Genomic DNA, 26,627 nt, shown 5'->3' with positions numbered 1-26,627 from the left:
GGGAGGTGCCATGGCGAAGCCGGATAATGCAGCCGGGGGAGCGGCGGCGATCACCGATCCGGTGCTCGATCCGCGCCGCGGGACGGGCCCCCGGCCGGCCGCGCGGCCCGCCCCCGGCTGCCCGCTGCGCGCCGCCCGCACCACCGCCCGCACCGCCCGCGCCGCCCGGGAGAAGGACGGCGATCCGCCGGGTGACGGCGGATGAGCACCCCGACCGCGTCCCGCCCCGGCGCCCCCGCCGACCTGGGCGGTCTCGGCCTGCTGGAGATCGCTCGGCCCCTGATCGACGCCGCCCGGCACGACCTGCGGGACCGCCTCGCCGCCGGCCCGCCGCTCCCGGACGGCCTCGCCGCCCTGCTGCTGCGCGACCCGCCGCTCGGCTGGCTCACGATGGCCGTCCAGCCGGCGCTGGCCCGGGAGCTCGCCGCCGCGCGCCGCCGCGGCCTCCCCGGCGACACCCCCGAGCGCCGCTACGCCGCGTTCACGGCGGCCCTGCGCGACCCGGCGGAGGCGCGGCGGATCTGGGCGGAGTACCCCGTCCTCGCCCGGCAGGCCGCCCGCCTGCTGGACGCCTGGACCGCAGCCCGCACCGCGTTCGCCCGCGACCTCGCCGCCGACCTGCCCGCGCTGACCGCGGCGTTCGGCGGGCTCGGCGCCGTCGCTGGCGTCCGCTTCGGGTCCGAGGAGACACACCGGGGCGGCCGCACGGTCGCGCTCGTCCGGTTCGAGCACGGCACCCTCGTCTACAAGCCCCGCAGCCTGGCCGTCGACCACTGCTTCGACCGCCTCCTCGGCTGGTTCAACGCCTCCGGCGGCGTGCCCCACCCGCTGCGCCGGATCCGGCTCCTGGACCGCGGCGACCGCGGCTGGAGCGAATACGTCGAGCCCGCCCCCTGCGCCCGTGAGCGGCTCCCGGCGTTCTTCTGGCGGATGGGCGCGCTGCTCGCGCTGACCCACGCCGTGCACGGCTACGACCTGCACGCCGACAACGTGATCGCCGCCGGCGCCGACCCCGTGGTGATCGACCTGGAGGCCCTGTTCCACACCGAGGGCACGCAGCCGATGGCGCGCCGCGCGCGGCTCGGCGACCCCGCCGCCGAGCGGCTGGCCGCGTCCGTGCTGCGCACCGGGCTGCTCCCCGGCCCGCTCGTCATGCCGGACACCGGCACCGAGCTGCCCTTCGGCGTCGACATCAGCCCGCTCGGCATCGCCCCCGGCCGCCGCTCCCTCATCCCGACGCCGGTCGTCGAGCACGCGGGCACCGACCGGATGCGCGCCGGGCTCGGCTACCGGGACGTCCCCGCGCCCGCCGGGCGGCTGCGCCTGCCGGACGGCGGCACCGCCGACCCGCGCGCGCACCGCGACGCGCTCACCGCCGGGTACGCCTTCGCGCACCGGCGGCTGGCCGCCGCGGGAACGGACCTGCTCGCGCCGGGCGGGCCGCTGGACGGCTGCGCGGACGTCCCGGTGCGGCTGATCCAGCTGTCGACGTTCCTCTACGTCCGGCTGCTGCTGGAGGGCTGGCGGCCGGAGGCGGCGCGCGACCCCGCCGTCCACGAGCGCGGCCTCGCCCGGCTCGACGCGGGCTGGCCCGGCGTCCCGCACCGCGCCGCGCTCATCGCGGCGGAGAAGGCGGCGCTGCGGCGCGGCGAGGTGCCCGTGTTCGAGATCCGCCCCGGGCACCGCGACCTGTGGCTGGAGGACGGCACGCGCCTGCCCGGCGTCCTGCCCGCCGCGCCGCTGGAGGAGACCGCGGCCCGCCTCGCCGCGCTCCGCGAGGAGGGCCCCGCCGCCCAGTTGGAGATCATCGACGCGAGCCTGGCCGCGCTCGACACCCGCCCGCGCGCCGGGCACCGCGTCCCCGGGCCGGCGGGCGGCGACGACCCGGTGCGCGGAGCCCTCGCCATCGCCCGGCGGCTCGACGAGACCGCCGTCCGCGACGGCGACCGCATCGGCTGGACGACGATCGAGGTCGTCGACGCCGCGTCCCGCCGGGTCGCGCCCGCCGGCCTCGACCTCTACGGCGGCCTGCCCGGCATCGGCCTGTTCCTGACCTACCTGGCCGCCGCGACGGACGAGCCCTGGGCCGCCCGCCTCGCCGAGCGGGTCGCCGACGAGGTCGCCGTGCGCCTGCGCGCCGGCGCGGACGTCCCCGCGCTCGGCCCCGTCTACCACCTGGCGCACGCCGCCGCCGTCCACCGCCGCCCCGACCTGGCCGAGGCGGCCCGCGACGCGCTGCTCACCGCCCCCGCCCCGCCCGGCCCGGACGTCCTGGACGGCGAAGCGGGCATGCTCCTGTCCGCGCTCGCGCTGCACGCCGTCCTGCCCGGCGAGCGGGTGCGCGACGCGGCGCGGGCGTCCGGGGAGCGGCTCATGGCCATGGAACCCGCCGGGCCCGGCCTCGGCTACGGTGCGCCCGGCGCGGCGCTCGCCCTCGCCCGCCTGCACGGCCTGCTCGGCGACCCCCGCCTCGCCGCCCGCGCGAAGGCGCTCGCCGTCCCGCCGGAGGACCCCGAGCCCGGCTGGTGCCAGGGCGCCGCCGGTACCGGCCTCGCCCTGCTCGACCTCCTGACCAGGCCCGAATGCGCCGCTCCCGAACTGGAGCGTTCCCTCGGCGCCGCCGCCGCCGCGGCCCGCTCCGCCGTCCTGCCCGCCACCGCTCCGCCCGACGACTCGCTCTGCCACGGCGCGTCCGGGCCCCGCGACCTGCTCGCCGCCCTCGGTGAGGACGCCCCCCGCCCGCCCGGCGGCCCGTGGCGCACCGCCCTGCCCGCCCCCGCGCCCGGCCTGCTCGCCGGCCTGTCCGGCATCGGCTACGGGCTGCTGCGCCGCGCCCGCGCCGCCGGCGTGCCCGCCGTGCTCGCCCTGGCGCCCCCGCACTCCTGAGCGAAGCTCCCGTTCCCCGTGGAGGAGACGAACATGACCGTGGACGTCCAGCCCGGCCTGCTCGCCATCGACGGCGCCGCGCCGGTGCGCACCGACCCCTGGCCGACCTACGACAAGGGCGACGTCTTCATCGGCGAGGACGACCTGCGCGACGCGCTCGACGCGATCCGCGACCGGCTCTACTTCCGCTACGACCACCGCCCCTACGCCGAGACCCGCGCCGGCCTGCTCGAACGGGACCTGTGCGGCCACTTCGGCGTCCCGCACGCGCTGGCCTGCGCCAGCGGCACCGCCGCGATCACGCTCGCGCTGCTCGCGCTGGACCTGCCGCCCGGCTCCCGCGTCGCCTGCCCCGCCTTCACCTTCGCCGCGACGCCCAGCGCGATCCTGCTCGCCGGGCACCGGCCCGTCCTCGTCGAATGCGACGACGACCTGCACCTGGACGTCGCCGACCTGCGCCGCCGCCTCACCCCGGACGTCCGCGCGGTCGTCGTCGTGCACATGCGCGGGTTCGCCTCCGACATGGACGCGATCTGCGCGCTCGCCCGCGAGCGCGGCATCCCCGTCGTCGAGGACGCGGTGCCCGCGCTCGGCGCCCGGCTCGGCGGCCGCCTCCTCGGCACGATCGGCGACGCGGGCGCGTTCAGCACCCAGTCCGACAAGTCGCTCAACACCGGCGAGGGCGGGTTCCTGCTCGCCCGCGACCCGGCCGTGCACGCCCGCGCGGTCGTCTACTCCGGCGCCTACGAGGGCCGGATGGCGCGGCACTTCGACGGCGCGCCGCCGCCCGTCGACGACCTCGCCCTGCCGATCTACGGGCTGCGGATGGACGAGATCCGCGCCGCGCTCGCCCGCCCCATGCTGCGCCGCCTGCCCGAGCGGCTCGCCGCCCACCGCCGCAACTACGACGACGTCGCCGGGCGGCTCGCCGGCGTGCCCGGCCTCGCGCTGCGCCGCCCCGTCGCCGACGGCGCCTACCTCGGCGAGGCGCTGGTGTTCCGGCTGCCCGGCGCGGGCGCCCGCGGCACCGCCTGGACCGCAGCCGCGCTGCGCGCCGAGGGCATCGACGCGCGCGCCCTCGGCGACCCCGGCGACACCAACGTCCGCGCGTTCTGGAACTGGCGGTTCCTGTTCCCCGACCCCGAGCGCGCCCGCGCCGAGTACCCCGCCACGGCGGCGCGGCTGGACGAGGCGGTCGACATCCCGCTGTCGGCGAACCTCACCGCGCGGGACCGCGACGACGTCGTCGAGGCCGTCCGGAAGGTCGTCGGCTCCGGCGCCGGGCGCCGCTGATGGTCCGCGTCCTGTACGTGACGGGCTGGTGCCGCAGCGGCACCACCCTGCTCGGCAACCTGCTCGGCGAACTGCCGGGCGCCGTCCACGTCGGCGAGCTGCGCTACCTGTGGACGAACGGCGTCCTCGGCCGCGGCACCAACACCCTGTGCGGCTGCGGGCGGGACGTCCCGGCGTGCCCGCTGTGGAAGGCCGTCATCGCCCGGATCGCCGGCGCCGACCCCGCCTGGCACGCCGAACGCGCCGTCGCGCGGCAGCAGGCCGCGCTGCGGACCCGGCACACCGGCCGCCGGCTCGCCGAGGCGCGGCACGTCCGCGCCGCGCACCCGGCCGTCGCCGACCTGGTCCGGCTGTACGAGGCGATCGCGGCGGAGTCCGGCGCCGGGCTGATCGTCGACACCGGCAAGTTCCCCGCCGAGGCCGCCGCGCTGTGCGGCGCGCCCGGCGTGGACGCCCGCGTCCTGCACGTCGTCCGGGACCCGCGCGCCACCGCCGAGTCGTGGCGGCGCGCGAAGGACTACATCCCGGCGATGGGCCCCGCCCGCAGCACCGCCTACTGGACGGGCTTCAACCTCGCGTCCGAGCGGATCGCCCGCGCGTTCCCCGAGCGCTGCCTGCGGCTGCGCTACGAGGACTTCACCGCCGGCCCGCGCGCCGAACTGGCGCGGGTGATGGCGCACGCCGGCCTCACCGGCGAACCGCCCGTGGACGGCGACGGCACCGCCCGGCTCGGCGTCAACCACACCGTGACCGGCAACCCCGACCGGCTGCGGCGCGGCCCGGTCCGGATCCGGGAGGACGACGCGTGGGTGCGCGCCCAGCCCGCGCCCGCCCGCGCCGTCGCCACCGCCCTCGCCCTGCCGCTGCTGGCCCGCTACCGCTACCCACTGCGGCCCGTCCCGGTCGCCCCGATCCCCGCGGAGGTCTGATGGATCTCGGACTGCGCGGCCGGGTCGCGCTGGTCGCCGCCGCGACCAGCGGCCTCGGCCTGGCCACCGCCCGCGAGCTCGCCGCCGCCGGCGCCGACGTCGCGTTCTGCGGACGCGACGAGGCGCGGCTGGAGGCCGCGCGCAAGGAGATCGACGCGGCCGGGCCGGGCCGCGCCGCCGCGACCCGGCTCGACGTCCGCGACCACGAGGCGGCCGCCGCGTGGGTCGGCCGCACCGCCGCCGACCTCGGCGGCCCGCACGTCCTGGTCACCAACGCGGGCGGGCCGCCGGCCGGCCCCGCCCTCGGGTTCGGCCTCGACGCCTACCGCGACGCCGTCGAGCTGTGCGTGCTGTCGCACATCGCGCTCGTCCAGGCCGCCGTCCCGCACATGCGCGACGCCGGCTGGGGCCGCGTCCTCATGATCGCCTCGGAGACGATGCGGCAGCCGACGCCGGAGCTCGCCCTGTCCGGCACCGTGCGGCCCGCGCTCGCCGGGTTCGCCAAGGCGCTCGTCCGCGAACTCGGCCCGGCCGGTGTCACCGTCAACGTGCTGGCGCCCGGCTACCACCTCACCCCCGCCGTCGAGGCGCTCCTCGGCGACGACCGGGACGCGGGCCTCGCCGGGATCGCCGCGGGCATCCCGCTCGGCCGGCTCGGCTCGCCCGCCGACTTCGGCGCCGCCGCCGCGTTCCTCGCGAGCGAGCGGGCCGGCTTCATCACCGGGACGACCCTGCTGGTCGACGGCGGCCTCACCCAGGGAATCTGAAGGCAGGGCATCTGAGAGCAGGGAATCTGAGAGCAGGGCCTCTGAGAACGGAGAGAGCGTGGAGTTCGACGACGTGCTCGCGGCGCGGCGGATGGTGCGCCGCTACCGCACCGACCCCGTCCCGGCGGAGACCGTGGAGAAGATCGCCCGGACGATCCGCCGGGCGCCGAGCGCCGGGTTCAGCCAGGGCCACCGCCTCGTCGTCGTCACCGAGCGCGCCACCCGCGAGCGCGTCGCCGAACTCGCCGAGGAGTCCGTCTACCCGGAGAAGTGGCTGTCGGTCGCGCCGGTGCTGATGGTGCTCGGCATCCGCGAGGACGACTACCACGACCGCTACACCCGCCCCGACAAGCTCATCGACGGCAAGGAGATGGAGTGGCCCGCCCCCTACTGGTGGGTCGACTCCGGGGCGTTCCTCATGCTGATCCAGCTCGCCGCGATCAACGAGGGCCTCGCGACGGGGTTCGCGACCGTCCGCCACAAGGACGGGCTCAAGAAGCTGCTCGGCCTCCCCGACGACATCGCCGTGGTCGGCGTCGTCACGATCGGCCACGCCCGCGAGGACGCCGTGCCCCCGGCAGACACCGCCCGGCTGCGGTCGATGGCGAAGCCCTACGGCGACCTCGTCCGCCGCGAGTCCTGGGCGGACCCGCGCTAGAGCCAGGTCGTCGGCAGCCCGTGCGACGGGCCCTCGCCGAGGATCCGGCGTTCCCCGCCCGGCCACAGCCGCAGCGCGACGACGTGCGCGGTGCTGAGGCGGGAGGCGTCCGGGCCCTCGAACGACAGGTGCGCCACGGGCGCGTCCGCGGTGGCCGCCGCGCCGGCGTCCTCGATGTGCCGGTCGACGCGCGCCGCCTCGTCCTCCGACAGGTAGGCGCGCATCGTCGAGTGCCACACCACCGTGGCGGTGCCCCGCTCGGGGGCCAGGCCGTCCAGGAACTCGGCCGCGCCCGCCCGGACGACCTCCGCCGGGACCCGCGCCGCCACCTCGAACGCCGCCCGCAGCCGCGCCACCCGCTCCGCCTGGTCGGGCCACACGTACGACAGGAGCCGCCGCTGCGCCGCGGGCGACGCCGCGTCGAGCGGGTTCGGGTCGCAGCCGCGCCGCTCCACGATGGCCAGCGGCGCGTCCACCGGCGGCAGGCCCCGCCACGCGCCGGGCAGCACGACCGGCGACTCCGGCCCGTACACGCCGCCGTCGTAGCGGAACCGGAAGTGGTCGGCGCGCAGGTTCAGGCCCGCGCTCGCGCCGATCTCCAGGAGCCGGACCGGGCGCCCGCCCGTCGCCGCGCTGATCGCCAGGAGGCCGCCGACCAGCGGGGCCGACCGTCCCACCTCGTTCGTCTGCGGCGGGTCGGTGAGGCCCGCGCGGATCTCCGCCGCGTGCCCGGCCAGCACGTCCCGGAACGCGGGCCAGGCCAGCAGCGGGTCCCGCGTTCCCCCAGCGGTCGGGTAGTAGGCGGCCAGGTCCGGCGCGCGCCCCTCCAGCACGAGGCGGTGGACCGTCCCGAGCATCCCCAGGATGTAGCCGGAGCCCCGGTGCTCCCCGAGCACGTCCGCCGCGGCGCCGCCCGGGTCGTCCGCCGCCCGTGCCAGCAGCTCCGCGTACATCGGCGATCCGAGCTCCGCGCACGCCCGGGACTGTGCGAGCAGTTGCTTCCTCACCCGCGCCAGCCTCTCAGATGGTGGACGCCGTCACGGGCGGGCGCGCGGAGTCAATAGGATCGGGGCCATGCTGCGCTGGTTGACCGCGGGGGAGTCCCACGGCCCGGCCCTGACCGCGATCGTGGAGGGGCTGCCGGCCGGTGTGCGCGTGACCTCGGGGGACATCGCCGAGGAACTGCGCCGCCGCCGGCTCGGGCACGGGCGGGGCGCCCGGATGAAGTTCGAGCAGGACGAGGTGACGATCCTCGGCGGCGTCCGGCACGGGGTGACGCTCGGCGGGCCGGTCGCGATCGAGGTCGGCAACACCGAGTGGCCCAAATGGGAGACGGTCATGTCGGCCGATCCCGTCGACGCCGACGTCCTCGCCGCCCAAGCGCGCAACGCGCCGCTGTCGCAGCCCCGGCCCGGCCACGCCGACCTCGTCGGCATGCAGAAGTACGGCTTCGACGACGCCCGTCCCGTGCTGGAGCGGGCGAGCGCCCGGGAGACCGCCGCCCGCGTCGCGCTCGGGACCGTCGCCAAGGCGTTCCTCAAGCAGGCCCTCGGCGTGGACGTCCTCAGCCACGTGATCGCGCTCGGCGAGGTCGAGGCGCCCGCCGGCGTCCTGCCCGGCCCCGGCGACCTCGCCCGGGTGGACGAGAGCCCCGTCCGCTGCTTCGACGCCGGCGCCTCCGCGGCGATGGTCGCGCACATCGACGAGACGAAGAAGGCCGGCGACACCCTCGGCGGCGTCGTCGAGGTCCTCGCCTACGGGCTGCCGCCCGGCCTCGGCAGCCACGTCCACTGGGACCGCCGGCTCGACTCCCGGCTCGCCGGGATCCTGATGGGCATCCAGGCGATCAAGGGCGTGGAGCTCGGCGACGGGTTCACCACCGCCCGGCGGCCCGGGTCCCGCGCGCACGACGAGATCGACGGCACGCCCGAGGGCGTCCGCCGCCGGACGAACCGCGCGGGCGGCGTCGAGGGCGGCATGACGACCGGCGAGGTGCTGCGGGTGCGCGCCGCGATGAAGCCGATCTCGACCGTCCCCCGGCGCCTCGACACCATCGACGTCAAGACCGGCGAGCCCGCCAAGGCCATCAACCAGCGCAGCGACGTCACCGCGGTCCCGGCCGCCGGGGTCGTCGCCGAGGCGATGGTCGCGCTCGTCCTCGCCGACGCCGCGCTGGAGAAGTTCGGCGGCGACTCCGCCGAGGAGACCGCCCGCAACCTGCGCGGCTACCTGTCCGCCCTGACGATCAAGTGAGCGGGACCATGCGACCGAAGGCAGTCATCATCGGGCCGCCCGGCTCGGGCAAGACCACGATCGGCGGCGCGCTCGCCGACCGGCTCGGCGTCGCGCTGCGCGACACCGACGCCGACGTCGAGGCCGCGGCGGGCAAGCCGATCGGCGAGATCTTCATCGACGACGGCGAGGACCGCTTCCGCGAGCTGGAGCGCGCCGCCGTCGCCGCCGCCCTCGCCGAGCACCCGGGCGTCGTCGCGCTCGGCGGCGGCGCCGTCCTGGCCGCCGAGACCCAGGAGCTGCTCGGCGGGCACACCGTCGTCTACCTGAAGGTCGGGCTGTCCGAGGCGATCAAGCGGGTCGGCCTCGCGTCCGCCCGCCCGCTGCTCGTGCTGAACCCGCGCAGCCAGATGCGCAAGCTGCTGGCGGAGCGCCTCCCGATCTACGAGCGCCTCGGCACGGTCACCGTCGACACCGAGGGCCGCGAGCCCGCCGAGATCGTCGAAGAGATCGCCAAGGGCCTGGAGGACGCGTGACGCCGGGGCGGGTGCACGTCGGCGGGCCCGACCCGTACGACGTCGTCATCGGGACGGGCGTCCTCGGCGAGCTGCCCGCGATGGTAGGCGACCGCGCCCGCACCGTCGCCGTCGTGCACGCCGAGGGGCTCCCGGAGATCGCCCGCCCCGTCGCCGGCGCCCTCGAACAGGCCGGGTACGCCGTCCACGCGCTGCCCGTCCCCGACGGGGAGGCCGCCAAGGAGGTCGGCGTGCTCGCCGGGCTCTGGTCGTCCTTCGCCCGCCTCGGCATGACCCGCACCGACGTCGTCGTCGGCGTCGGCGGCGGCGCCACCACCGACCTCGCCGGGTTCGCGGCGGCGTCGTGGCTGCGCGGGGTGCGGGCGGTGCTCGTCCCGACCACGCTGCTCGGCATGGTGGACGCGGCGGTCGGCGGCAAGACCGGCATCAACATCCCCGAGGGCAAGAACCTCGTCGGCGCGTTCCACCCGCCCGCCGGCGTCCTGTGCGACCTCGCCACGCTCGTGACGATGCCGCACGAGGACTACATCAGCGGCCTCGCCGAGATCATCAAGGCCGGATTCATCGCGGACCCCGCGATCCTCGCCCTCGTCGAGGACGACCCGAAGGGCGCCGCGTCCCCCGACGGCCCGCACACCCGCGAGCTGGTCGAACGCGCGATCAAGGTCAAGGCCGACGTCGTCTCGGCCGACCTCAGGGAGAGCGGCCTCCGCGAGATCCTCAACTACGGCCACACCCTCGCGCACGCCATCGAGAAGGCCGAGGAGTACCGGTTCCGGCACGGCCACGCCGTCGCGATCGGCATGGTCTACGCCGCCGAGCTCGCCCGGCTCGCCGGCCGGCTGCCCGCCGGGGACGTCCGGCGGCACCGCGACGTCCTCGCCTCCGTCGGCCTGCCCGTCTCCTACGCCGCCGACTGGCCCGGCCTGCGCGCCACCATGACCATCGACAAGAAGTCGCGCGGGAGGACGCTCCGCTTCGTCGTCCTGGACGGCATCGGGCGGCCGGGCCGCCTCGAAGGCCCGGACGAGGAGCTGCTCGCCGCCGCCTACCGGGAGATCACCCCATGACCCGCGTGCTCGTCCTGAACGGCCCGAACCTGCGCCGGCTCGGCGTCCGCGAGCCCGACACCTACGGCACGACGAGCTTCGACGACCTCACCGCCCTGTGCCGCGACGCCGGCCGCCGCCTCGACCTGAGCGTGGAGGTCCGGCAGACCGACGACGAGGCCGAGCTGGTCCGCTGGGTGCACGAGGCCGCCGACGAGCGCGTTCCCATCGTGCTGAACCCGGCCGCGTTCACGCACTACTCCTACTCGCTGCGCGACGCCCTCGCCCAGCGCACCGCCCCGCTCGTCGAGGTCCACATCACCAACCCGGCGACCCGCGAGGAGTTCCGCCACACCTCGGTCGTCGCCGGCGTCGCCACCGGCACCATCGCGGGCTTCGGCCCCATGTCCTACGTCCTGGCCCTCCAGGCCGTCGCCGAACTCCTCGCCGAGAACCGCTAGTCCTCGCGGACGGCCTGCCGGGTCATGTCCTTGAGCTCGGCGACCACGTCGTCCAGCGGGGCGACGTCGCGGTGGGCGCGGCAGAGGATGGTCGCGCCCTCGACGGCGGCGACGATGAGGCGGGCGAGGCGGGCGGCGCGGTCGTCGGGGACGCCGGCGTTGCCGAGGCCGGTGGCGAGGGTGTCCTGCCAGCGGCCGAACACCGCGGCGGCGGCCTTCGCGAGCTGCGGGGCGTCGTCGTGGGCCTCCACGGTGACCGCGACGACGGGGCAGCCGGCCCGGAACTCGCTCTTGACCAGGACCTGCCGCCACCAGCCGACGAAGGCGTCCACTGCGGACGCGGCGTCGCCGCCCTCGGTGGCGGCGAGGATGCCGGCGTTGAGGAACTCGCCGGCGTAGCGGACGGCCTCCTCGGCGAGCTGCGCCTTGCCGTCCGGGAAGTGGTGGTAGATCGACCCGCGCGGGGCGCCGCTGTGCGCGATGACGTCGCGGAAGCCGGTGCCGCTGTAGCCGCGCTCGCGGAAGAGGTAGGCGGCGCTGCGCACCATGCGTTCCCGGCTGTCGGTCCCCATGGTTCGATTATGACATTCATCATATGGTGGTCGCGTTGCCCATGACGGACGTCATAGAACATGGTTCCTATGACGGGCGTCCTACCGAGGGAGCGGAATGGCGAGCACGGCGGGCCTCGAGCAGCTGAAGGAGCTGCTCAACATGGGCGCGGAGAAGGGATACGGCATCGGGGCGCTGCTGGGCATGACCGCCGAGACCCTGGAGCCCGGACGGGTCGTGTTCGCCCTCACGCCGCGCACCGACTTCAGCAACCCCCTCGGGACGGTGCACGGCGGCATCATGTCGACGCTGCTCGACTCGGCGATGGGGTGCGCGGTGCACACGTCGCTGCCGGAGGGTGCGAGCTACACGACGCTGGAGCTCAAGGTGAACTTCGTCCGCGCGGTGCCGCTGGAGGGCGGCCGGCTGGTGTGCGAGGGGACGACCGTGCACGTCGGGCGCAAGGTCGCGACGGCCGAGGGCCGCATCACCAACGCGGACGGCAAGCTCGTCGCGCACGGCACGACGACCTGCATGGTCTTCCCCGCGGCTACTCGCGAGTAGGGTTCGCTCAGGCACGGATGAAGGAGAGCCACGTGATCGACCTCCAGTGCGACGGAGACGTGTACGTCCTGCGGTTCGACGCCGGCGAGAACCGGTTCAGCCCCGACTTCCTCGGCGCGGTCGAGGACGCGCTCGACACGGTGGCGAAGAACGACGGGCCGGGCGCCCTGGTCACCGCGGGCACCGGCAAGTTCTACTCCAACGGCCTCGACCTGGAGTGGCTCGGCGCCAACCAGGACAAGTTCGAGGAGTACCTGGGCCGCGTGCACGGCGTGTTCGCCCGCGTCATGGAGCTGCCGATGCCGACGTTCGCGGCGGTGAACGGGCACGCGTTCGCCGGCGGCGCCATGCTCGCCCTCTGCCACGACACCGTGGTCATGCGCACCGACCGCGGCTACTTCTGCCTGCCCGAGGTCGACCTCGGCATGAGCTTCACGCCCGGCATGAACGCGCTGCTGAAGGAGCGGCTGCCGACCGCCACCGCGCACGAGGCCATGCTCACGGGCCGCCGCTACACCGCCGAGGAGGCGCGGGAGGCCGGGATCGTCCAGCGGACCGCCGCCGAGGACGAGGTCCTGCCCGCGGCCGTGGAGCTTGCGGCCGCGGCGGCGGGCCGCGGCGGCAAGACGGTCGCCCGGATCCGCGCCGACCTGTACCGGCCGGTGCTGGACGCGCTGCACGGTCCCGCCCTGCCCTGACCGGCGGGCGGCGGGATAGGTTACGTTCGACTGGAATCGGATTCGGTTAGGGAGGATGCCTGATGCGCATCGGGATGGCGCTCAGCTACTCGGGCGGTTTCAAGGAGACCGTCGAGGAGCTGGCCGACTACGAGAAGGCCGGTCTCGACATCGTCTATATCGCGGAGGCCTACAGCTTCGACGCGGTGAGCCAGATGGGCTACATCGCCGCCAGGACCGAGCGGCTGGAGATCGCCTCCGGCATCCTCAACATCTACTCGCGCACGCCGACGGCGATGGCGCAGACCGCCGCCGGGCTGGACTACGTCTCCGACGGCCGGTTCACGCTCGGCATCGGCGCGTCCGGCCCGCAGGTCATCGAGGGCTTCCACGGCGTCCCCTACACCGCGCCGCTCGGCCGCACCCGCGAGGTCATCGAGATCTGCCGCAAGGTGTGGCGGCGGGAGCGGCTCCAGTACGACGGCAAGCACTACACGCTGCCGCTGCCCGCCGACCAGGGCACCGGCCTCGGCAAGCCGCTGAAGCTCATCAACCACCCGGTGCGGGCCGACATCCCGATCCTGGTCGCCGCAATCGGCCCGAAGAACGTCGAGCAGACCGCCGAGATCGCCAACGGCTGGGAGCCGATCTTCTACATGCCGGAGAAGGCCGCCGACGTGTGGGGCGCCTCCCTCGCCGCGGGCAAGGCGCGCCGCGACCCCGCGCTCGGCGAGCTGGACGTCGTCGGCCAGGCCGCGCTCGCCATCGGCGACGACGTGCAGGGCTACCTGGAGTTCGGCCGCCCGATGGCGGCGCTCTACATCGGCGGCATGGGCGCCAAGGGCAAGAACTTCTACAACGACCTCGCCCGCCGGTACGGCTTCGAGAAGGAGGCCGAGGAGATCCAGGACCTGTACCTGGACGGCAAGAAGGACGAGGCCGCCGCGAAGGTCCCGCAGGAGCTGCTGGAGAAGATGTCCCTCATCGGCTCCGAAGGGCACGTCCGCGAGCGGCTCGCCGCGATGAAGGAGTCCGGGATCACGACGCTGAACGTGTCCCCGATCGCGGGCGACCACAAGGGCCGGCTCGCCCTGATCGAGAAGGTCAAGGAGATGGCCGCCGAAGTGTGAGCGGGCGGGGCGGGCCGGCGCCGGCCCGCCCCCGCGCCGTCACAGCGCCGCGTGGACCTCCCTGGCGACGCGCTCGCCAGAGCGGACCGCGCCGTCCATGTAGCCCGTCCAGTAGTCGGACGTCTCCGTGCCCGCCCAGTGGATCCGGCCGCACGGCGCGCGCAGCGCCGGGCCGAACGCGGTCAGGGCGCCGGGCGGGGCGATGCCGACCGGGCCGCCGCCGCTCCACATCTCGTTGTCCCAGCGCTGGAACGCCGTGATCCGCGGGGCGGCCGCCTTGTCGCCGAACAGCTTGGTGAACGATTCGAGCCCCGCGGCCCGGACCTCGTCGGCGGACGCCCCGTCCAGCCTGCGGATGTTCGCCTGGTTCATGAAGCCCATCAGGATGCCGCGCGACCCGTCCGGCGGGCTGTTGTCGAAGGTCGCGTCGATGGCGCCGCTGTCGGCGACGGCCTGCCCGGTGAGGCCGTCCGCCCGCCAGAACGGCGTGTCGTAGACGCCGACGAACTTGGCGATCGAGCCCATCGGGTAGCGCTGCATCAGCTGCGCCCGGCTCGCGGGCAGCCCCGGCGAGTAGTCGATCCTCCCGGCGATCGCCGGGGACATCGCCACGACGACCCGCTTCGCCGACACCGTGAGGCCGTCCGCGGTGACGGTGACGCCGTCCGCGCCGGTCGCGATCGACCGCACCGGCGCGTTGTAGCGGACGATGTCGCCGAGCCTCGCCGCCAGCCGGACCGGGACCTCCTGCGACCCGCCGACGAACCGCGACTCCTGCGCGCCGTCCTTGGTGTTGATCAGCCGGTCGATCGTCCCCGGGGTGCTCTCGTTGCCCGCCGAGGCCGCGTAGTTCAGCAGGTACAGCAGCGAGATCTCCTGCGAGCGCATCGACAGCGTCGAGGAGGCGAACGCGTCCATCAGGAACCGGGCGCCGCCGCTCAGCGAGTTGGACCGCGACCAGGTGTGGAAGGTCTGCGCGTCCCACTCCTCGGCCTTCGCCGCCTTCCACGGCTCGCCGACCGGGATCTCCTTGACCATGCCGCCGAGCTTGAGCAGCGCCAGCTCCAGGTCGATCACGCCCCAGTCCGGCGGGACCGCGCCGAGCAGGCCGTCGGTGGCGTACAGGGACCGCTTCCCGTTGCGGTAGTAGACGTTCTTGCCCTCGTTGTAGGTCTTGAAGGTCTCGACGCCCATGTCCCTGGCGAGCGCGGCGATGCGGTCCTGCGTCGGGCCGATGAACTCGGCGCCGCCCTCGCTGGTGGTGCCGTCGCCGAGCGGCAGCCCGTACACGCGCCCGCCGGGACGCTCCCGGGCCTCCAGGACGAGCACGGAGCGGCCGGCGGCGGCCAGGTCGCGCGCGGCGGTGAGACCGGACAGGCCGGCCCCGACGATCACCACGTCGGTGCTGACGGGGGCGGTGCGGGCGGCGGCGGACGGCGCCGCGGCGGCGGAGGCGACGGCTCCGGCGGCGGTGAGCGCGCCCGTGCCGAGCAGTCTGCGGCGGCTGACTCGCGTCAAGGGGATCCCTCCTGGGGGGAAGTCCAGAAGCGGGGGGACGGAAGATCACACGGCAGCTCACGCTAGGGCGGACCTCGAGCCGAAGTCGAGGGTTCTTCATGTTTCGTGACCGCGTCGAGACGGCCCCCCGCCGATCATCTAGAGTCCTGGGCATGGGGGAGACGCACATCGCGCGGCGGCGCCGGCTCGCCGCGCTCGCCGCCGACCGCGGCCTGGCCGCCGCGCTGGTGACCCGGCTGGTCAACGTCCGCTACCTGACCGGCCTCGACAGCTCCCGCGCGGCGCTGCTCGTCCCGGCCGACGGCGAGGCCGTCCTCGCGACCGACGGCCGCTACGCCGGCATGGCCGCCGAGGTCTGCCCGGACCTGCCGGTCGTCGTGGACCGCCAGGTCGCCGCCGCGCTGATCAAGCGGGCCGCCGCGGACGGCCACGGCCGGCTCGGCTTCGAGGCCCACGACATCACCGTCGAGCAGCACACCGCCCTCCGCGATGAGGCCGGCAAGCTCGACACGCCGGTCGAACTGGCGCCGCTCGGCCACCTCGTCGAGGAACTGCGCATGGTCAAGGACGAGGAGGAGATCGGCCTCCTCCGCGAGGCGTGCGCCATCACCGACCGCGCGTTCGAGACCGTCCTCCCCGAGATCCGCGCCGGCGTCACCGAGCGGGCCGTCGCGATCGCCCTCGAACGGGCCATGGTCGACCTCGGCGCCGAGCGCCCCGCGTTCGAGTCGATCATCGCGTCCGGGCCGAACGGCGCCGTCCCGCACCACCACCCCGGCGGCCGTGAACTCCAGGCCGGCGACCTCGTCACCATGGACTTCGGCGCCCTGTACGGCGGCTACCACGCCGACATGACCCGCACCGTCGCGATCGGCGAGCCCGCCGGCTGGCAGCGCGACCTCTACGGCCTCGTCCACCGGGCGCAGCGGGCCGGGATCGCCGCCGCCACACCCGGCGCGGAGACCAAGGGCGTCGACGCCGCCGCCCGTAAGATCATCGCGGACGCGGGGCACGGCAAGGAGTTCTCCCACGGCCTCGGGCACGGCGTCGGCCTGGAGATCCACGAAGCGCCGCTCATGGGGTACGACCAAACCGGTAAACTGCTGGACCGGGTTCCGATCACCGCGGAGCCGGGGGTCTACCTCGCGGGCCGGGGCGGGGTCCGCATCGAGGACACTCTGGTGGTCCGCGCGGACGGCCCCGAGCTCCTCACCACAACGACGAAGGACCTGCTCGTCCTGTAGGCGCGCGGGTCCGCGACCGGGAGAATCAGCCAGTGGCGACGACGAACGACCTGAAGAACGGCATGACGCTGAACCTCGACGGCCAGCTCTGGACCGTCCTGGAGTTCCAGCACGTCAAGCCAGGCAAGGGCGGCGCGTTCGTCCGCACCAAGCTCAAGAACGTGCTGTCCGGGAAGGTCGTCGACAAGACCTTCAACGCCGGCACCAAGGTCGAGGTGGCGAGCGTCGACAAGCGGGAGATGCAGTACCTCTACCGCGAGGGCGAGGACTTCGTCTTCATGGACACCGAGACCTACGACCAGCCGCACATCCCCGCGGCCGTCGTCGGCACCGCCGCCGACTACCTGCTCCCCGAGCAGAACGCCGTGATCGCCTTCAACAACGAGAACCCGCTCTACGTCGAGCTGCCCGCCGCCGTCGTGCTGGAGATCACCGAGACCGAGCCCGGCCTGCAGGGCGACCGCTCCACCGGCGGCAGCAAGCCCGCCACCGTGGAGACCGGCGCGCAGATCCAGGTCCCGCTGTTCATCACCACCGGCGAGAAGGTCAAGGTCGACACCCGCTCCGGCGAGTACCTCGGCCGCGCCTGAGATGGCGGCGCGCACCAAGGCACGGAAACTCGCCCTGGACATCCTGTTCGCGGCGGAACTGCGCGAGGAGGAGCCGACGGCCGTCCTCGCCGGCCGGGGCCGCCCCAACCAGGACGAACTGGCCGAATACCCGCACGCCGTCCGCCTCATCGAAGGCGTCCAGGAGCACCGCGACCGCATCGACGAACTGATCGCCACCTACGCCACCGGGTGGACGCTGGAGCGCATGCCCACCGTCGACCGCAACATCCTGCGGATGGGCGCCTACGAACTCCTGTGGGTCGACGACGTCCCCGACGGCGTCGCGGTCAGCGAAGCCGTCGGCCTCGCCACCGAACTCTCCACCGACGAATCCCCCCGCTTCGTCAACGGCCTCCTCTCCCGCCTCCAACACCTGAAGCCCTCCCTCAGTCTGTAGTCCTTTGGGGGGCGACCCCCCAATCCCCCCGTCACGAGCCGGCCGATCCTCACGCCACGGTGCAGGTGTGTTGTGACCGTGCGGGTTTGTGACGTGTCGCTGCGGTCGCCCGGCTCGGCGGGTCGGGCGGCCTCCGGGCGCTGGGCGCCCTCCAGCCGCCCGACCCGTGACTGGTGGCTGAGGTTCGAACGTGGAGTGAGCCTGAATCGCCTTTCCCCGCCTGAACCGCAACCGGCAGTCGCGGGCGGGCACGCGGAGCGAGCGCCGGCGAGCGCAGCGGGCCTGCCCGTCGAGCCGGGCGACCGCAGCGCCACGAGGAGACCCGCACGGTCACAGCGACAGAAACCGTGGCGTGAGGATCGACCGGCTCGTGACGGGGGTTCCAGGGGGTCGCCCCCCAGGGCAACACAGCAGCTAGGCTGAGGCGGGATGAGCGACGTTAGGGGAGTGGCCGTGACCGGCCGGCAGCAGAAGCGGGTGCGGGGCGGTGGCCGGGTGCGCAGCGCGGTCCTGTGGGAAGCCCTGCGCACCGTCCTCGACCGCATCACCCCCGAGGCCGGGCCGCACGACGTGGTGGACGTCGGCGGCGGCACCGGCGGGTTCGCGGTGCCGCTCGCCGAACTGGGGCACCGGGTCACCGTGGTCGACGCCAACCCGGACGCGCTCGCCGCGCTGGAGCGCCGCGCCGCCGAGTCCGGGGTGCGGGTCCGCGCGGTGCAGGGCGACGCCGTCGACCTGCCCGACCTGCTGGGCCCCGACGCCGCCGACCTCGTGCTGTGCCACAGCGTCCTGGAGTACGTCGACGACCCCGGCGCGGCGATGGCGGCCCTCACCGGCGCGGTCCGGCCGGGCGGCTCGGTCAGCGTGCTAGTCGCCGGGCAGGTCGCCGCGGCGCTGCACCGCGCCGTGGCCGGGCACTTCGACGACGCGCGGCGGGTGCTGACCGACCCCGCCGGACGCTGGGGCGAGGGCGACCGGATGCCCCGCCGTTTCACCCGGGAGACCCTGTCGGCGCTGGTGCGCGGCGCGGGCCTGCGGGTCGCCGAGCTGCACGGCGTCCGCATCTTCGCCGACCTGGTGCCGAGCGGCCTGCTGGACGGCGACTCCGACTCCGCCGACGCGCTGATCGCGCTGGAGTCGGTCGCGGCCGTCCACCCGGTCCTGCGGGACCTGGCCGCCCAGCTGCATCTGGTGGCCGACAAGCCGGCCGGCTAGCCGTGAGCCGCAAGCAGCAGCTGCACCGGCCCGGGCCGCAGCCGGGGCCGCCCGCCGACGACACCGGCTGCCACATCCTGCACGTCGACATGGACGCGTTCTTCGTCAGCGTCGAGCTGCTCGAACGGCCCGAGCTGCGGGGGCGTCCCGTGATCGTGGGCGGCGCCGGGCCGCGCGGCGTGGTGTCCGCGGCGTCCTACGAGGCCCGGACGTTCGGGGTGCACTCGGCGATGCCGATGACGCGCGCGCGGCGGCTTTGCCCGCAGGCGGTCGTGCTGCCGGTGAGCCACGGCAAGTACTCCCGCGTCTCCGCCGCCGTGTTCGAGATCTTCCGCTCGGTGACCCCGCTGGTGGAGGGCCTGTCGCTGGACGAGGCGTTCCTCGACGTGGCGGGCGCCCGGCGGCGGCTCGGCCGGCCCGCGCGGATCGCGCAGCTCATCCGCGAGCAGGTGCGCGACCAGCAGGGCATCACCTGCTCGGTCGGCGTCGCGAGCACCAAGTTCATCGCCAAGCTCGCCTCGACCCGGTGCAAGCCGGACGGGCTGCTCGTCGTCCCCGCGGACGGCGCCGTCGACTTCCTGCACCCGCTGCCCGTCGCGTCCCTGTGGGGCGTCGGGGAGCGGACGGAGCAGACGCTGGTCCGGCTCGGCCTGCGGACGGTCGGGCAGCTCGCCCAGGTGCCGCTCCCCACGCTCCAGCGCGAGCTCGGCACCGCCCTCGGCGCGCACCTGCACGAGCTGGCCTGGGGCCGCGACCCGCGCGAGGTCGTCCCGGAGACGCCCGACAAGAGCATCGGCGCGGAGGAGACGTTCGACACCGACGTCGACGACCCGGAGGTGATCCGCCGGTCGCTGCTGCGGCTGGCGGAGAAGACCGGCGAGCGGTTGCGCGCCAGCGGGAACGCGGGCCGGACGGTCAGCGTCAAACTGCGGATGGCGAGCTTCAAGACGATCACCCGGGCGCGGACGCTGAGCGAGCCGACCGATCTCGCCCGTGTGATCTATGTCACAGCGTGCGAGCTGTACGAGGCGGCCGGGCTGGAACGGGTACGACTCCGACTGGTCGGCGTCCGGGTGGAGAACCTGGGCCCGGCCGGCGAGGCCCCCCGTCAGCTCGCCTTCGACGAGCCGGAACGCGGTTGGCGTGAGGCCGAGCGAGCCATGGACCAGGTCGCGCACCGGTTCGGCCGCGGCGCGGTCCGCCCCGCCGCGCTGGTGCGGCGCGCGGCGGACGGTGACGGACGGGACGGCAGGGACGGAAGACAATGAAAGAAGGCGGTGGGGTGACCGGCACCGGGCCCTCGGCGGGCCGTTCGCTTTCGTACGCTCGACAGTGCTCGTATTCTGGGCATATCACCGTTGACGTTCGCGTCCCGCATCGGATACCCCGTCGCGGAGCTGTCGTTGGGAGGTGCCGTGCCGCTCTCTGAGCACGAGCAGCGCATGCTCGAACAGATCGAATCGGCTCTGTACGCCGAGGATCCGAAGTTCGCTCACGCGGTTCGCTCGACCAACCCCCAGGTCCACTACAAGCGCCGGATCGTCAAGGCCGCCCTCGGCTTCGTCGTGGGCGTCTGCGCGCTGATGGCCGGCCTCGTGATCAACGAGGGCACGGTCACCATCGCGATCAGCGTGACGGGTTTCCTGCTGATGGTGGTCTGCTGCGTCTGGGCGCTGACGAGCTGGAAGCGCATGACGGGCATCGGCAACGAGCCCGCCCGCCCCGGCGGCGGCCGCGCCGCCCGCCCGGCCAAGGCGGGCTTCATGGAACGCATGGAAGAACGCTGGCGCCGCCGCACCGAAGGCGACTGACCGGCGGCGTCCGCAGCTGAGCGCCGGCGGAGCCGAGGGCGATGGCCGGTCCCGCTTGTGCGGGGTCTGGCAGTCGCTCCCAGGGTGACGTTGACCGGCGTTCGGTGTTGAGTGGAGGGCGGCACTCAGTCCTGCTTGTGCAGGGGGCTGGGGCCGCCCTTGGGACGTGAAGTGGCCGACGTCTGTAGTGGGATGAGGCGTCGGTTTTGTTCTGCCCTTGTGCGGGCCCGCAGGCGCTTCCAGCGGTCAGCTGATCGGGCGTCTGTGGTGTGGTGGAGGACGCGGTCGGTTCCAGGGCTGAGCGTCCCGGGCCCAGGGGTGTGTGCGGGGCCGGGGCGCGTTCGTGTGTTCGGGGTTACTTGCGGCGTAGGCGGTTGGGGAGGTCGTTCAGGCGGGCGGAGACGTCCAGGACGCGGTCTCCCGTGGTGCGGAGTGTCGTGCGTGCCTGCGCCATCGTCGACGGGGGCAGGAGGCGGGCGCGCCAGCGGGCGCGGCGGCCCACGGACGCGGCGAACGCCTCACGGACGGTGCGCACGTCGGCGCGGAGCCGCTCTGCAGGCTCGGGGGAGCGGGACGTGGAGTAGCGGGCCAGTTCCTCGGCGCGGGCGATGCGGGTGAGGGCCTGCGCGTCCGCTCCGTCCAGTTCCAGCAGCTCGCCGAGGCGGCGCGCGGTCGCGCGCGGGGAGTCGCTGGCCCGCCATTCGAGCCCGTGGTCGAGGGCGTCGGCGCGCATCTCCCGCCACGCGGCGTGGGCCGCGCCCGCCGGGTCCGGCGCCGCCGGCGTCCGGGGACGGGGCGGGGCGCCGGGCGGCGGTGGTGAGGGCGGTGGCGGGGCCAGCGCGGCCCAGCGGCGGCGGCGGGTGATCATCCGCAGCGTCATCGGGACGCCCATCAGCAGCAGCACCAGCGCCGCGCCCGCCAGCCAGGGGACGGCGCTGGAGCCGTCCTCCTCGTCGTTCTGCGCGGTGGTGGCGCCGCCGGGGCCCTCGTCGTTGCGGTGGCGGGCGCCCGCGCCGGGCGCCGCGGTGGCCTCGCCGGCGGCGGCGGAGCTGTCCGGCGCCTGCGCGCCCGCGCTGTCGCTCCCGCCGCCGCTGCTGACGGCGGGCTGGCTGTAGGACGGGGCGAGGGCGGTGCCCTGCCCGGCGGCGCCGGCCGGCGTCGGCTCGAACCGCACCCAGCCGGTGCCCTGGAAGTACAGCTCCGGCCAGGCGTGCGCGTCCCGCGACCGGACGACCCATTCGCCCGGCCGGACCTCGCTGCCCGGCGTGTACCCCATCGCGACGCGGGACGGGATGCCGAGGATCCGGGCCAGCAGCGCCATCGACGCGGCGTACTGCTCGCAGTAGCCGCGCTTGCCGCGCAGCAGGAACTCGACGAGGTCGTTGCTGTGCTGCGGCGCCGGCGCGGACAGGTCGTAGGTGTACCCGCCGTCGACGGTGAACCAGCTCTGCAGCCGGACGGCCTGCGCGAGCGCGGTCGACGACCCGGCGGTGACCTGCTCGGCCAGCTGCCTGACCTCCTGCGGGATGTTCTTGGGGACCGCCGTGTAGTGCGCGACGATGTCGTCCGGGTAGCCGGCCGCGGCGGCGAGCTGCCCGCTGGTCGGGTCGGCGCGCAGGCTCTCCACGGTGTAGGAGCGGCCGCCCGCCGAGTCGCGCAGCGAGTAGACCATCAGCGACGAGGCGTGCACCCGCCAGTCGCCTTTGATCGCCACGCTGGTCGGCGCGTACGGCACCGGCAGGAACGTCATGTTCCTGACCTCGGGACGCACCCGCACCTGGGTGGTCACCTTGTGCATCCGGCCCATGGTCAGCCCCGGCGGGGGCGGGAGCGACTGCCCGACCGCCACCTTGTCCTTGCCGCTGCTCTTCAGGGGGCTGTAGGTCCAGCGGTCGCCGTCGAACCGGTCCAGGGCGTAGAGGCGCAGGTAGTCGGGGCCGTCGGGGTCGTCGGTCCGGTAGGTGAGGACGACCGAGTCGTCCAGCCGGGTCAGCTCCCGCTTCAGGCTGACGAGGGGGTCGGGGGTGGTGACGGTGCGGGTGCCGCCGTTGCCGCCGTTGCCGAGGCCGAACATGCCGCGCGGCTCCAGGCCCGGCACGGCGGCCGGCAGCAGCACCGCGACGGCGACCGCGCCGACCGCGATCCGGCGGCCGCTCACCGCCAGCGGCGTCGCGTCGGGCGGAGAGGCGCCCTCGGCCGGGCCCGGGTCGGCGCCGGCCAGCGGGACCTCGCGGGGCCGCCGGTGGGTGGTGACCGTCCGGCCCCATCCGCCGACCTTCTCGCGGGCGTCGGCCATCAGCAGGCCGAGGAAGCCGAGCGCGCCCGCGCCGAACGCCAGCCAGCCGACGCCGTCCTCGCGGACCGCGGCGGGCACGCTGTACATGGCCAGCAGCGGCAGCCCGGCGGGGGCGGTGCGGTGCAGCCGGACGGCGAGCAGGTCGACCAGCGCCGCGACCAGCCCGATGCCGGCGGCGGTCAGCATCGCGATGCCCGGCAGCGGCGGGACCGGCGCCGCGTACCGGTTCGCGGCCTGCCAGCCGTCCGCGGCGAGGTCGCCGAGGTGCCGCAGCGACTCCGGCGACGGCACGAACACCAGCCACGCCTTGTCGGCGGCGTACACGAGGTCGAGGTAGAGCAGCAGGGCGGCCAGCCCGAACACGAGGTTCATCGGCGCGGGCAGCCGCAGCCGCCGGGACAGCATCCCGCCGCCGGCGACCGCGAGCACCGCGCCGAATCCCGCCCAGAACCAGCCGGCCTGCTCGAACAGCGGGTAGAGGCCGAAGGAGCCGGCGAGCGTCGCCAGCCCGGCCATGGCCGTCATCCGGATCCTCATGCACCGTCCCTGACGAAGTCTTCGCCGGCCTTGCCGGCGGTCGTCCACGCCTGCGCGAGCTCGGCGGCGGTCCGGACGGGCAGCACGCGCCAGCCCGCCGCGCGCAGCAGCCCCGCCGCCGCGTCCGGGGCCGCGCCGTCCGCCGGAGCGGCGGGCCCGCCGCCGACCAGCACCGCGACGCGCGTGCCGGTGCCGCCCCGCACCTCGGCGACCGAGCGGGCCTCCGCGGCGGTCAGCGTGCCGAACACCGCGACCACCAGGCCCTCGCCCTCCCGGCCGCCGCCGCCGCGCAGCGCGGTCAGGCCCGCCGACAGCGACCCGCCCTTGGACCTGTGCGCCACGGCGAGCGCGTCGAGCAGCAGCCCCTCGAACGCGCCCTCGGACGGCGCGGCCGGCAGCGCCTCACCGGCGTCGGTGACGTACCGCAGGCTCATCCCGGTGCGGACGAGGTGCACGCCGATCGACGCGGTCGCCGACACGGCCTGCTCGAACGTGCCGCTCAGCCCCTCGCCCCAGTGCGCGGCGCGGCGGGTGTCGAGGAACAGCGTCCCGCTGCTCTGGAAGTGCTGCTCCTCGCGCCGGACCATCAGCTCGCCGTGCCGGGCGGTGGACCGCCAGTGCACGCGGCGCAGGTCGTCGCCGTGCCGGTACTCGCGCGGGGCGGCGTCGTCCTCACCGGCGGCGGAGACCGCGCGGGCGACGCTGTCGCCGCCGCCCGTCCAGGCGCCCGACAGCCGGCTGTGCGGCAGCGGGACGATCGCGGGCGTCACGGTGAGGGTGTCGGACAGGCTGAAGGAGCGCACCAGCTCCACCATCCCGAACGGGTCGGCGAGCCGGACCGTCAGCGGCCCGACGCGGTAGCGCCCGCGCACGTCCGAGCGGATCCGGTAGCCGAGCTGGCGGGAGCCGTGCGGCTCGATCCGCTCCAGCACGAACCGGGCCCGGCCGCCGAGCGCGTAGGGGACCCGGTCCTCCACCATCAGCAGTCCGCTCGGCAGCCGCGACACGTTCTCCAGCCGCAGGTCGACGCGGGACTCCCGGCCGACCGGCAGCCGCGCCGGCTCCAGCCGCCGCGCGCACGCGAGCCGGTACCGGGTCCGCGACACGGCGAGCATGCACAGCAGCGGCAGCACCAGCACGAGCACCCCGGCCCGCAGCAGGTCGCGCTCGCCGAGGACGACCGCGCACACGATCGCGGTCGCGCCGGCGGCCACGAAGGACCGCCCGCGCGTGGTGAGGCCGGCGAGCGCGCGTCGCACCGGTCACTTCCCGGGGGAGGGCACCGGCAGCCGCTTCACCAGTTCGGCGACGACCTGCTCGGGGCGGCGCCGCTCCACCTGCGCCTCCGGCGTCGGCAGCAGCCGGTGCGCGAGGACGGGGACGGCGAGTTCCTGGACGTCGTCGGGGACGACGTAGTCGCGGTCGTCGAGCGCCGCGTACGCGCGCGCCGCCCGCACCAGGTGCAGCGTCGCCCGGGGGGACGCGCCGAGCCGCAGCTCGGGGTGCTTGCGGGTGGCGGAGACGAGGTCGATCGCGTACTGCCGCACGGCCGGCGCGACGTGCTGGCGCCGCACCACCTCGATGAGGTCGCGGACGTCGGCGGCGTGCGCGACCGGGGCGAGCCGGTCGAGCGGGGACGCCTGGCCGTGCGTGTCGAGCATCTCCATCTCGGCGGCGGCGTCGGGGTACCCCATCGAGATGCGGGCGGTGAACCGGTCGCGCTGCGCCTCCGGCAGCGGGTAGGTGCCCTCCATCTCCACCGGGTTCTGCGTGGAGATCACCATGAACGGCGGCTCCAGCGCGTAGGTGGTGCCGTCCACCGTGACCTGCCGCTCCTCCATGCACTCCAGCAGCGCCGACTGCGTCTTCGGGGACGCCCGGTTGATCTCGTCGCCGACCACGATGTTGGCGAACACCGGGCCCGGCTTGAACTCGAACTCGCGCAGCTCCTGGTTGTAGGCGCTGACCCCGGTGATGTCGCTGGGCAGCAGGTCCGGGGTGAACTGGACGCGCCGCACCGAGCAGTCGACCGAGCGCGCGAGCGCCTTGGCCAGCATCGTCTTGCCGACCCCGGGCACGTCCTCGATCAGCAGGTGCCCCTCCGCCAGCAGCACCGTGAGCGCGAGCCGCACCACCGAGGGCTTGCCCTCGATGACCGACTCCACCGCGTCCCGGATCTTGTTCGCGACATGGGCGAGCCCGTCGAGCCCGCGGCCGGACCCCTCGCCTCCCGAGGCGCGCCGCCGGGCCGGGTGGGGAGCCGGTGGGTCGGTCTCCATGAACGACTCTCCGTGCGTGCCTACTGCCACCAAACCCTCCTCAGCCGTCCCACCCGACAGTACGTCGTCGGAACGCCCGCCGCGATGTTCATGGGGAACGCGAGCCCATTGTGCTGCACGGGGCGGACAGCGCACGCCGGTCGCCGTCCGCCACTTCGCTCCACCACGATCATCCACCGCGCGCCGCGGTGCCCGGAACCGCGGCGCCGGGCGCTCGCCGCCGGTCCGGCGCGCGGTGGGGGCGCCGGCGGGCCCCACCTCACACCACCCTCTCTGACCTGCGGTTTCGCGCGCGGAATTCGTCCGTGGGAGGCGTTTTTCTTGTTGACGGTGGGGAAGAGTGGAGTAGAGTGGGGCGCCGTGGGGGCGGTAGCACCCCATGCGGCGCGGGAGGTGGGGCCGGTGTTCCTCGGCACCCATTCACCGCGCCTCGACGACAAGGGACGGCTGTTCCTGCCGGCGAAGTACCGCGAGGAGCTGTCGGGGGGATTGGTGATCACGAAGGGCCAGGAACGCTGCCTGTACGTCTTCCCCATGGCGGAGTTCCAGCGGATTACCGAGGCTCTGCGTGCCGCGCCGGTCACGGAGAAGGCGGTCCGGAGCTACAGCCGGGTCTTCTTCGCCAGTGCCTCCGACGAGGTACCGGACAAGCAGGGCCGCGTCACGATTCCTCCTCCCCTGCGCAAGTACGCGGGGCTCACCCGCGACTGCGCGGTCATCGGGGCCAACACGCGCCTGGAGATCTGGGACGCCCAGGCATGGGAGACCTACCTGGAGCAGGAGGAGCAGACGTTCTCCGACGTCTCGGAGGAGGTGTTGCCAGGGATCCTCTGAGCGAATGACTCGTCGGTCCGTTGACCGGCTATGGCCCACGTTCGGCCAGGTCTCCAGCCGCTCTCCGAGCCAGCTGGCGCAGCTTCCCCGGTGCCAGACGGCGACCCCCCGCGGAAACGCGGTGATCTTCCTCTAGGGCAGCGGATGGGGA

26 protein-coding genes are annotated in these 26,627 nt (G+C 74.9%); 20 read left to right on the top strand and 6 right to left on the bottom strand.

Annotated elements, in window-relative coordinates:
• The first annotated feature begins 10 nt into the window (after nucleotides 1-10).
• The 6 genes from ACGFI1_RS01715 to ACGFI1_RS01690 are packed head-to-tail and all read left to right on the top strand — an operon-like array spanning nucleotide 11 to nucleotide 6,533.
• A complete protein-coding gene (locus ACGFI1_RS01715; protein WP_392781943.1) occupies nucleotides 11-205 on the top strand; it encodes a hypothetical protein in 195 nt (64 codons plus the stop codon).
• Entirely contained in the window at nucleotides 202-2,886 is a 2,685-nt protein-coding gene (locus tag ACGFI1_RS01710; protein ID WP_392781940.1) for a type 2 lanthipeptide synthetase LanM family protein, read from the top strand. Before ACGFI1_RS01715 ends, ACGFI1_RS01710 begins: the two co-directional genes overlap by 4 nt.
• A gap of 33 nt (nucleotides 2,887-2,919) precedes the next feature.
• Nucleotides 2,920-4,179, top strand: coding sequence for a DegT/DnrJ/EryC1/StrS family aminotransferase (locus ACGFI1_RS01705; protein WP_386868795.1), 1,260 nt, complete (start codon nucleotides 2,920-2,922; stop codon nucleotides 4,177-4,179).
• Nucleotides 4,179-5,108, top strand: a complete 930-nt coding sequence (locus ACGFI1_RS01700; RefSeq protein WP_392781938.1) for a sulfotransferase — start codon at nucleotides 4,179-4,181, stop codon at nucleotides 5,106-5,108. Before ACGFI1_RS01705 ends, ACGFI1_RS01700 begins: the two co-directional genes overlap by 1 nt.
• Nucleotides 5,108-5,875, top strand: coding sequence for an SDR family NAD(P)-dependent oxidoreductase (locus ACGFI1_RS01695; protein WP_386868793.1), 768 nt, complete (start codon nucleotides 5,108-5,110; stop codon nucleotides 5,873-5,875). Before ACGFI1_RS01700 ends, ACGFI1_RS01695 begins: the two co-directional genes overlap by 1 nt.
• A gap of 58 nt (nucleotides 5,876-5,933) precedes the next feature.
• Entirely contained in the window at nucleotides 5,934-6,533 is a 600-nt protein-coding gene (locus ACGFI1_RS01690) for a nitroreductase family protein (protein ID WP_392781935.1), read from the top strand.
• On the opposite strand, the gene ACGFI1_RS01685 is transcribed toward ACGFI1_RS01690, so the two are convergent.
• Nucleotides 6,530-7,540, bottom strand: a complete 1,011-nt coding sequence (locus ACGFI1_RS01685) for a DUF2332 domain-containing protein (protein WP_392781932.1) — start codon at nucleotides 7,538-7,540, stop codon at nucleotides 6,530-6,532. The two genes, ACGFI1_RS01690 and ACGFI1_RS01685, sit on opposite strands and share 4 nt — an antisense overlap.
• A gap of 67 nt (nucleotides 7,541-7,607) precedes the next feature.
• Here ACGFI1_RS01685 and aroC point away from each other — a divergent pair, with 67 nt between their 5' ends.
• Genes aroC through aroQ form a run of 4 tightly spaced genes read left to right on the top strand, consistent with a single transcriptional unit; the run spans nucleotide 7,608 to nucleotide 10,811 of the window.
• Nucleotides 7,608-8,786, top strand: coding sequence for a chorismate synthase (aroC, locus tag ACGFI1_RS01680; protein WP_364553196.1), 1,179 nt, complete (start codon nucleotides 7,608-7,610; stop codon nucleotides 8,784-8,786).
• Nucleotides 8,787-8,794: 8 nt separating this feature from the next.
• Entirely contained in the window at nucleotides 8,795-9,301 is a 507-nt protein-coding gene (locus tag ACGFI1_RS01675; protein ID WP_392781929.1) for a shikimate kinase, read from the top strand.
• Nucleotides 9,298-10,371, top strand: a complete 1,074-nt coding sequence (aroB, locus tag ACGFI1_RS01670; protein ID WP_392781926.1) for a 3-dehydroquinate synthase — start codon at nucleotides 9,298-9,300, stop codon at nucleotides 10,369-10,371. The genes ACGFI1_RS01675 and aroB overlap by 4 nt, the downstream gene beginning before the upstream one ends.
• Nucleotides 10,368-10,811, top strand: coding sequence for a type II 3-dehydroquinate dehydratase (aroQ, locus tag ACGFI1_RS01665; protein ID WP_138639330.1), 444 nt, complete (start codon nucleotides 10,368-10,370; stop codon nucleotides 10,809-10,811). The genes aroB and aroQ overlap by 4 nt, the downstream gene beginning before the upstream one ends.
• On the opposite strand, the gene ACGFI1_RS01660 is transcribed toward aroQ, so the two are convergent.
• Nucleotides 10,808-11,383: a TetR/AcrR family transcriptional regulator gene (locus ACGFI1_RS01660; RefSeq protein ID WP_301177578.1), complete on the bottom strand. Its 576-nt coding sequence runs from the start codon at nucleotides 11,381-11,383 to the stop codon at nucleotides 10,808-10,810. The two genes, aroQ and ACGFI1_RS01660, sit on opposite strands and share 4 nt — an antisense overlap.
• 97 nt (nucleotides 11,384-11,480) lie before the next feature.
• On the opposite strand from ACGFI1_RS01660, the gene ACGFI1_RS01655 reads away from it, so the two are divergent.
• From ACGFI1_RS01655 to ACGFI1_RS01645, 3 genes are all read left to right on the top strand, one after another.
• Nucleotides 11,481-11,927 (top strand): PaaI family thioesterase, encoded by a 447-nt coding sequence (locus ACGFI1_RS01655; protein WP_138639332.1) that lies wholly within the window; start codon nucleotides 11,481-11,483, stop codon nucleotides 11,925-11,927.
• A gap of 32 nt (nucleotides 11,928-11,959) precedes the next feature.
• Nucleotides 11,960-12,625, top strand: coding sequence for an enoyl-CoA hydratase/isomerase family protein (locus ACGFI1_RS01650; protein WP_392781923.1), 666 nt, complete (start codon nucleotides 11,960-11,962; stop codon nucleotides 12,623-12,625).
• Nucleotides 12,626-12,687: 62 nt separating this feature from the next.
• Nucleotides 12,688-13,734, top strand: a complete 1,047-nt coding sequence (locus tag ACGFI1_RS01645) for an LLM class F420-dependent oxidoreductase (protein WP_386868783.1) — start codon at nucleotides 12,688-12,690, stop codon at nucleotides 13,732-13,734.
• Between the two features lie 39 nt (nucleotides 13,735-13,773).
• Here ACGFI1_RS01645 and ACGFI1_RS01640 read toward each other — a convergent pair whose 3' ends face one another.
• A complete protein-coding gene (locus ACGFI1_RS01640) occupies nucleotides 13,774-15,252 on the bottom strand; it encodes a flavin monoamine oxidase family protein (protein WP_205719482.1) in 1,479 nt (492 codons plus the stop codon).
• 152 nt (nucleotides 15,253-15,404) lie between these two features.
• Here ACGFI1_RS01640 and ACGFI1_RS01635 point away from each other — a divergent pair, with 152 nt between their 5' ends.
• The 6 genes from ACGFI1_RS01635 to ACGFI1_RS01610 all read left to right on the top strand — a co-directional run bounded on the left by ACGFI1_RS01635 (nucleotide 15,405) and on the right by ACGFI1_RS01610 (nucleotide 20,530).
• A complete protein-coding gene (locus ACGFI1_RS01635; protein WP_392781920.1) occupies nucleotides 15,405-16,496 on the top strand; it encodes a M24 family metallopeptidase in 1,092 nt (363 codons plus the stop codon).
• A 32-nt stretch (nucleotides 16,497-16,528) separates the two neighbouring features.
• Nucleotides 16,529-17,086: an elongation factor P gene (gene efp, locus ACGFI1_RS01630; protein WP_138639337.1), complete on the top strand. Its 558-nt coding sequence runs from the start codon at nucleotides 16,529-16,531 to the stop codon at nucleotides 17,084-17,086.
• Nucleotide 17,087: 1 nt separating this feature from the next.
• A complete protein-coding gene (gene nusB / locus ACGFI1_RS01625; RefSeq protein ID WP_138639338.1) occupies nucleotides 17,088-17,504 on the top strand; it encodes a transcription antitermination factor NusB in 417 nt (138 codons plus the stop codon).
• A 429-nt stretch (nucleotides 17,505-17,933) separates the two neighbouring features.
• Entirely contained in the window at nucleotides 17,934-18,719 is a 786-nt protein-coding gene (locus ACGFI1_RS01620; protein WP_138642132.1) for a methyltransferase domain-containing protein, read from the top strand.
• Nucleotides 18,720-18,721: 2 nt separating this feature from the next.
• A complete protein-coding gene (locus ACGFI1_RS01615) occupies nucleotides 18,722-19,987 on the top strand; it encodes a DNA polymerase IV (RefSeq protein WP_301177584.1) in 1,266 nt (421 codons plus the stop codon).
• Nucleotides 19,988-20,134: 147 nt separating this feature from the next.
• Nucleotides 20,135-20,530, top strand: coding sequence for a DUF3040 domain-containing protein (locus ACGFI1_RS01610; RefSeq protein ID WP_176201389.1), 396 nt, complete (start codon nucleotides 20,135-20,137; stop codon nucleotides 20,528-20,530).
• 355 nt (nucleotides 20,531-20,885) lie between these two features.
• On the opposite strand, the gene ACGFI1_RS01605 is transcribed toward ACGFI1_RS01610, so the two are convergent.
• Genes ACGFI1_RS01605 through ACGFI1_RS01595 form a run of 3 tightly spaced genes read right to left on the bottom strand, consistent with a single transcriptional unit; the run spans nucleotide 20,886 to nucleotide 25,672 of the window.
• Nucleotides 20,886-23,363, bottom strand: coding sequence for a transglutaminase TgpA family protein (locus ACGFI1_RS01605; protein ID WP_392781917.1), 2,478 nt, complete (start codon nucleotides 23,361-23,363; stop codon nucleotides 20,886-20,888).
• Nucleotides 23,360-24,622 (bottom strand): DUF58 domain-containing protein, encoded by a 1,263-nt coding sequence (locus ACGFI1_RS01600; protein WP_386868773.1) that lies wholly within the window; start codon nucleotides 24,620-24,622, stop codon nucleotides 23,360-23,362. Before ACGFI1_RS01600 ends, ACGFI1_RS01605 begins: the two co-directional genes overlap by 4 nt.
• Before the next feature lie 3 nt (nucleotides 24,623-24,625).
• Nucleotides 24,626-25,672 (bottom strand): AAA family ATPase, encoded by a 1,047-nt coding sequence (locus ACGFI1_RS01595; protein WP_240807813.1) that lies wholly within the window; start codon nucleotides 25,670-25,672, stop codon nucleotides 24,626-24,628.
• Between the two features lie 372 nt (nucleotides 25,673-26,044).
• On the opposite strand from ACGFI1_RS01595, the gene mraZ reads away from it, so the two are divergent.
• Nucleotides 26,045-26,476 carry a division/cell wall cluster transcriptional repressor MraZ gene (mraZ, locus tag ACGFI1_RS01590; RefSeq protein ID WP_089324294.1) on the top strand — a complete coding sequence of 144 codons (432 nt, stop codon included), beginning with the start codon at nucleotides 26,045-26,047 and terminating at the stop codon, nucleotides 26,474-26,476.
• Nucleotides 26,477-26,627: the final 151 nt, after the last annotated feature.

This window comes from Actinomadura geliboluensis, assembly GCF_043197915.1.
In the GTDB taxonomy this organism is placed as follows: domain Bacteria; phylum Actinomycetota; class Actinomycetes; order Streptosporangiales; family Streptosporangiaceae; genus Spirillospora; species Spirillospora geliboluensis.
Note: the sequence above shows the minus strand (reverse complement) of the source record. Positions and strands in the feature narration are given on the sequence as shown.